The 5,996-nt window shown below is 69.5% G+C and carries 5 protein-coding genes; 3 read left to right on the top strand and 2 right to left on the bottom strand.

Translation table 11 applies throughout. The features are described 5' to 3' along the window. Positions 1 to 161 precede the first annotated feature (161 nt). The 3 genes from QM595_RS02415 (at position 162) to QM595_RS02405 (ending at position 3,345) form a co-directional block, all read left to right on the top strand. Positions 162 to 1,466: a nitrous oxide reductase family maturation protein NosD gene (locus tag QM595_RS02415; RefSeq protein WP_415169928.1), complete on the top strand. Its 1,305-nt coding sequence runs from the start codon at positions 162 to 164 to the stop codon at positions 1,464 to 1,466. 35 nt (positions 1,467 to 1,501) lie between these two features. Next, positions 1,502 to 2,221 carry a hypothetical protein gene (locus QM595_RS02410; protein WP_415169927.1) on the top strand — a complete coding sequence of 240 codons (720 nt, stop codon included), beginning with the start codon at positions 1,502 to 1,504 and terminating at the stop codon, positions 2,219 to 2,221. A gap of 77 nt (positions 2,222 to 2,298) precedes the next feature. Beyond that, a complete protein-coding gene (locus tag QM595_RS02405) occupies positions 2,299 to 3,345 on the top strand; it encodes a Dyp-type peroxidase (protein WP_415169926.1) in 1,047 nt (348 codons plus the stop codon). A gap of 163 nt (positions 3,346 to 3,508) precedes the next feature. Here QM595_RS02405 and QM595_RS02400 read toward each other — a convergent pair whose 3' ends face one another. Next, positions 3,509 to 4,204: an aspartate/glutamate racemase family protein gene (locus tag QM595_RS02400; protein WP_415169925.1), complete on the bottom strand. Its 696-nt coding sequence runs from the start codon at positions 4,202 to 4,204 to the stop codon at positions 3,509 to 3,511. Beyond that, complete coding sequence (locus QM595_RS02395) at positions 4,201 to 5,730, bottom strand: NCS1 family nucleobase:cation symporter-1 (RefSeq protein ID WP_415169924.1); 1,530 nt, start codon at positions 5,728 to 5,730, stop codon at positions 4,201 to 4,203. Before QM595_RS02395 ends, QM595_RS02400 begins: the two co-directional genes overlap by 4 nt. Positions 5,731 to 5,996: the final 266 nt, after the last annotated feature.

Raw genomic sequence — 5,996 nt, 5'->3', positions numbered from 1 at the left:
TACTTCGATGTCAAGGGCAAGCACAAGCTGGTGGTGGTGACTTGTTCGGACAAGACCGTGTATGCCAACGGTCGGTTCCACTACCAGAAGAACTTCGTGGTGACCCTGGTCCCCGTCCACGCCAAGTGAGACCAGCCTCCCCCGCCCTAGACTCTGCAACCATGCGAGTCAGGGCGGGGGCGGCGGTCGCGCTGCTGGCTGCCGTCTCCCTTACGGGGTGCGGTAGCAAGACGGAGTCGACGTCGGCGGCGATGGTCGTTCGGGTCCCTGAGGACGCGGCGACCATCTCGGCCGCGGTCGACAAGGTCCACGAGGGCGGCCTCGTCCTGGTGGACCCCGGCACGTACGACGAGTCGGTCACGATCACCACCAAGGACGTCACCCTGCGCGGCACCGACCGCAACGGGGTGGTCATCGACGGCGAGGGGGTGCGGCCCTACGGCGTGGTCGGGATCGCCGACGGCGTACGGGTCGAGAACCTCACCGTCCGCAACCACACCTTCTACGGCGTGCTGGTCACCGGGCTGCACGACGACAACGGGCCGCAGGCCAATAACGGCAGCTCCTACACCGAGTTCGACCCCGCCAAGTTCCCGCCGCTGCAGCGGTTCCGGATCGACCACGTGACCGCCTACGACAACGGCCTCTACGGGCTCTACGCCTTCAACACCCAGCACGGCGCGATCGTCGACTCCTACGCCTCGGGCTCGGCCGACAGCGGCATCTACGTCGGCCAGTGCAAGGAGTGCGACGTGCTGGTGCAGGGCAATGTCGCCGAGCGCAACGCGGTCGGCTTCGAGAACGCCAACGCCTCGACCCCGCTGGTGGTCGCCGGCAACCGGTTCAGCGGCAACCGGGTCGGCATGACCTTCCTGTCCAACTACCAGGAGGCGTTCCGGCCGCAGGCCGGCAACACCGTCTTCGGCAATGTCGTCGCCGACAACAGCGAGGCGAGCTCGCCGGCGCAGGCCGACGGCGGGTTCGGCATCGGCATCGGCATCGCCGGCGGCATCGGCAACGAGTTCACCGCCAACCTGGTCACCGGCAACCCACGAGCGGGGGTCACCATCGCCAACACCGAGGACCTCCCCACGACCGACGACACCTTCACCGGCAACTCGCTCACCGGCAACGGGGTCGCCGTCGCCAACATCTCCGCCGCCCGTACGCCGGCCACCCGGGTGTGCTTCGACAGCGAGGTCGACACCCTGCCGGCCGGGCTCGCGCCGCTGCTGACCGGCTGCGGGGACGGCGACCTGCCGGCCGTCGACGCCACCCGGCTGAGCGAGCTCGCGGCCGCTCCGCCGGGCATGAGCTTCCTGCAGGTGGCCGCCCCGAAGGACCAGCCCAGCATGTCGGTCTCCGACGAGGTGCCCGACCCGCTTCCCGACGCCGTCGAGATGCCGGCCGTCTCCGACGTCGTACCCGCTCTCGATCTGCTCGCCGACCTGACGGGAACCCGATGAGCCGGCCCGGGACGTCATGCGGACGGAGCAGACGGTTGCTCCGTCCGCATGACGTCGTGGCGCTGCTGGTGGTGGTGCTGGTGGCGCTGCTCCTGGCCGGCTGTGGCGGGTCGTCCTCCGACGCCGAGACGCAGGACGGGCCGCGGCCGGTGACCGACGCCGAGGCGCAGGTGCTGGCCACCGCGCGGTTCCGCAACTTCGACGCCGGCACCCGCTCCTTCACCACCACGCTGGCGATCAACGGGCAGCAGGTCACCCTCGACGGCTGGGTCGACTTCCCCGACCACCTCGGCTACGCGCTGGCGACCGGCGACGGCTTCCCGAGCCAGCTGCTGCGGTGGGACGGCACCACCCTTGCCAACGCCGAGGCGCCCGCCGACGCCACCACGGCGCCGCTGCCGGAGCCGACCGACGGCTGGCAGAGCCGCGGCATGGACGCCTCCGCCTCGGTGCTCGACTCCACGCTCACCGTCCTCCTCGACCTCTCCGACGACCGTCCCGAGAATCCGCTGCTGCTGCGACAGACCGGTGCCTACTGGATAGGTACGGAGAGCCTCAACGGCACCGACCTCACCGTGTACGCCGCCCCGCCGGGCGACTCGACGACCGAGCAGGTCAGCGCCGAGGACGCCAACCTGCGGCTGTGGCTGGACGAGACCGGCCTCATGCACCGGGTCCAGCTCCGGCTCGACGGTGACTGGACCGACATCGACCTGGCCACGGCCGAGGGGGTCACCCTGGAGCCGCTCTCGTGAGCGAGCTTGCGCAGCGCGGGGTGAGGTCGTGAGCCGATGCCGGGCCCGGATGCCCACTTCGTCGGGGTCGGGACGCCATGCGAGTCAGTAGGCGCTCGTTGTTCGGCGGCGGCGCTGCCGCCGCGATCGGCGCCGGTGTCGGTGCCGCGATCGCGACGACAGCCCACGACGAGCCGAGCGTCGCCACCTTGCCGGTCAACGGTGAGCCTGTGGTCGCGACCGGCACTACCCAGGCCGGTGTCGACCGGCCGGTGATCGCCCAGCCGCACTGTCTGGTCACCGTCGTGGACCTGACCGAGCAGCCCGACCTCGCTGCCCTCGGCGAGCGCGTCGTGACGCTTACGTCGGGCCAGGCCGGCGACGTACTCCCCGACGGGGCCGGCGACCTCACCGTCACCGTCGGCACCGGCACCGCGCTGCCGGGATTCGCCTCCGACCCCGACGACCTGATCCGCGACGGTGACCTGCTGCTGCTCGTCGCCGCCACCGACGCGAGCGTCCTCGAGCCGGTCACCCGCGACCTGGTCGGCCAGCTGACCGGCGCCACGCTCAGGTGGCAGCAGCGCGGCCAGCGCGGCATCCGGGCCGACGGCATCTCCCGCAACCCGCTCGGCCATCTCGACGGCATCATCGTGCCGCGCGGCGAGGACGAGCTGGCCGAGAATGTCTGGCGCAGCGACGGCTCGACGGTCTGTGTCATCCGGCGGCTGCGGCTCGACCTCGACCGGTTCCTCGCCGAGACGCCGGAGCGGCAGGACGCCGTGATCGGGCGGCGTCGGGCCGACGGGGCGCCGCTCTCCGGCGGCGACACGATGAGCGAGATCGACCTCGACGCCAAGTCCGCCGACGGCAACTATCTGGTCCCGGCCCGCTCCCACGCCCGCGCCGCGCACCCGTCGTTCACCGGCAGCAAGCTGATGCTGCGCCGCGGCTACCCCTACGACAACGGGCCGGGCGACCAGGGCCTGGTCTTCATCTGCCACCAGGCCGACCTCGACACCTTCGTCCGCACCCAGCAGCGGCTCGACGAGGCCGACGACCTGATGGACTATGTCACCGCCACCGCCTCCGGCGCCTTCGAGATCCTGCCCGGCTTCACCACCGACTCGCCGCTGGGCTCCTAGCCGGCCCCGGGGGGGGTCGAGAGGTCCCTGATGGCCCGCCGAGGGGTCCCTAATGGCCCGGCGAGACGTCTCTGATGGCCCCGCGAGGGGTCTCCCGTTGCCCCCCTCGCGAGGGGTGATCGGCGACTTCTCGAGGGGCCATCAGGGACCCCTCGAGGGGCCATCAGAGACTCTTCGGCGGCGGTGGCGCGAACTCCAGGCGCTTGGAGGTGGTCAGGCCGAGCCTGACCAGCTTCTCGACCTCGGCGGCCGCCGCCGCGACGCCGTCCACCACCGGTACGCCGAGCTCGGCGGAGATCTTGGCGCACAGGTCGGCCATACCGGCGCAGCCGAGCACGATGACGTCCGAGCCGTCCTGCTCCAGCGCCTGCCGGCACGCCTCGGTGATGGTGGCGCGCGCCGCGGGATCGGTCTCCAGCTCGACCACCGGGATCTCACAGGCGTGCACCCCCGCGCACCGCGAGGCGACCCCGTAGGCGTGTGCGATGTCCCAGGTGTGGCCGATCACCCGCGACAGCGTGGTGACCACGGAGAACGACCGGCCCAGATAGGTCGCGGTGTGCATCGCCGCCTCGGCGATCCCGACCACCGGGGCGTCGACCAGCTCACGCGCCGCCAGCAGACCGGGATCCCCGAAGCAGGCGATCACGAAGCCGTCGTACCCTCGCGCGGCACCGATCACCGAGAGCAGGTACGGCGTCGCGACGGCCTCGTCGTAGTGGCTCTCGATCGACACCGGGCCGTGGGCGGGGTTGACCGCATCGAGGGTTACGCCCGGGCCGACGGCGGCCCGGGCGCAACTCTCGATCAGTGCGGTCATCGACGCCGTGGTGTTCGGGTTGACGACCAGGATCCTCATGCCGCCTCGGCCACCGCCGCAGCCCGGCGCGAGCCGCTGCCCGCCACGTTCGCCGCGACGGCGAAGAAGTAGTAGGCGACCAGCCCGGCGGCGCAGCCGACGAACCAACTGTAGGTCGGCAGCCAGCTCACGATGTCGAAGACCTTCGGAACCACGACGGAGCCCAGCGAGATCACGCCGGAGACGATCACCGCCTTCACCGCCGCGGGGTTGTAGCCCTTGTCGTACCAGTACTCGCCGTCCTCCTCCAGGGTGAACAGGTCGTCCACGACGATCTTCTGCTGCCGGATCAGGTAGAAGTCGGCGATCAGGATCCCGAACAGCGGGCCGATCAGAGCACCGAGGATGCCGAGCGTCCAGAAGATGGCGTCGTCGTTGTTGTACCAGTTCCAGGGGGTCAGCAGCACCGAGCCGAAGGCGGCGATCATGCCGCCCATCCGCCAGGAGATCTTCTGCGGGCTGACGTTGGAGAAGTCGAAGGCCGGGCTGATGAAGTTGGCCACGATGTTGATCCCGATGGTGGCGATGACGAAGGTGGCGCCGCCAAGGATGATCGCGAAGGTGTTGTCGATCTTCTGCACGGTCACGATCGGGTCGGTGATCAGTTCGCCGTAGAGCGGCACCGTCGCCGCCGCGGTGAGCACGGTGAGCAGCGAGAACAGGATGAAGTTCAGCGGCAGGCCGAGGAAGTTGCCCTGCTTGATGGAGCTGAAGTCCTTGGCGTAGCGGGAGAAGTCGCCGAAGTTCAGCATCGGGCCGGAGAAGTAGGCGACCACCGAGGCCACCGCGGCGCACAGGCCCCACACCAGCGACATGCCGCTGAGCGCGTGGTCGGAGAGGTTCAGGTCGATGTCGAAGTCGACCTTGAACAGCATGTAGAGGCAGAGCACCATCATGACGACGTAGACGGCCGGGCCGGCGAAGTCGATGAACTTGCGGATCATGTCCATGCCGCGCCAGAACAGCAGCGCCTGCAGCACCCAGAGGATCGCGTAGCTGACGTAGCCGAGCACCGACAGGCCGAGGAAGCCATGGAGGTCGACGTCGGCCCAGTCGGCCAGGCCGGGCCACAGCTTGAGGAAGACGATGTTGAGCGACTCGGCGGCGAGGAAGGTCTGCACGCCGTACCAGGCGACCGCGATCAGGCCGCGGATGATGGCGGGGATGTTGGCGCCCAGGACGCCGAAGGAGACGCGACTGGTCACCGGGTAGGGGACGCCGGCCTGCTGGCTCGGCTTGGCGACCAGGTTGCAGAAGAACTGCACGATGCAGATGCCGACGATCAGGCAGACGAAGACCTGCCAGGCGTTGAGCCCGATGGCGAACAGCGTGCCCATGGTGACGTAGCCGCCGACGGAGTGCACGTCGGACATCCAGAAGGCGAAGATGTTGTACGACGACCAGGTCTGCTCCTTGAGCGGAGCCAGGTCCTCGTTGGTCAGCCGGGGGTCGTAGTCGCGCTTCGGCACGCCGCGGCCGGGTGGATAGCCGGCTGCCTCGACGATGTCGGGGAGGTCGTTGGTCATGAGGGCTCCTTGGGTGGGAGAGAAACTGCTCCGCACGCTAGGAACCGGGTGTTTCAGCCGGTCGGCGCCGATGTCAGCGCCAGGTCACGGGAAACATATAGCCCTCCCTCCCTCCCTCTGCCCTCCCCCAAGCGCGAGTCGGCAGAAGTGCTGGTCCCCAGGGTGCCGAGTCGGCAGAAGTGCTGCTCCCCAGGGTGCCGAGTCGGCAGAAGTGCGGGAATCGTCCACAGACCCCTGTGCACAACCACCTGCACTTCTGCCGACTC

The organism is Nocardioides sp. (assembly GCF_047607185.1).
GTDB lineage: Bacteria > Actinomycetota > Actinomycetes > Propionibacteriales > Nocardioidaceae > Nocardioides.
This window is presented reverse-complemented; position numbering and strand designations above follow the sequence as displayed.

Excerpts from the sequence above, each read along its gene's own strand:
- QM595_RS02415 (WP_415169928.1), top strand. The coding sequence starts at position 162 with ATGCGAGTCAGGGCGGGGGCGGCGGTCGCGCTGCTGGCTGCCGTCTCC.
- QM595_RS02405 (WP_415169926.1), top strand. The coding sequence starts at position 2,299 with ATGCGAGTCAGTAGGCGCTCGTTGTTCGGCGGCGGCGCTGCCGCCGCG.
- QM595_RS02400 (WP_415169925.1), bottom strand. The coding sequence starts at position 4,204 with ATGAGGATCCTGGTCGTCAACCCGAACACCACGGCGTCGATGACCGCA.
- QM595_RS02395 (WP_415169924.1), bottom strand. The coding sequence starts at position 5,730 with ATGACCAACGACCTCCCCGACATCGTCGAGGCAGCCGGCTATCCACCC.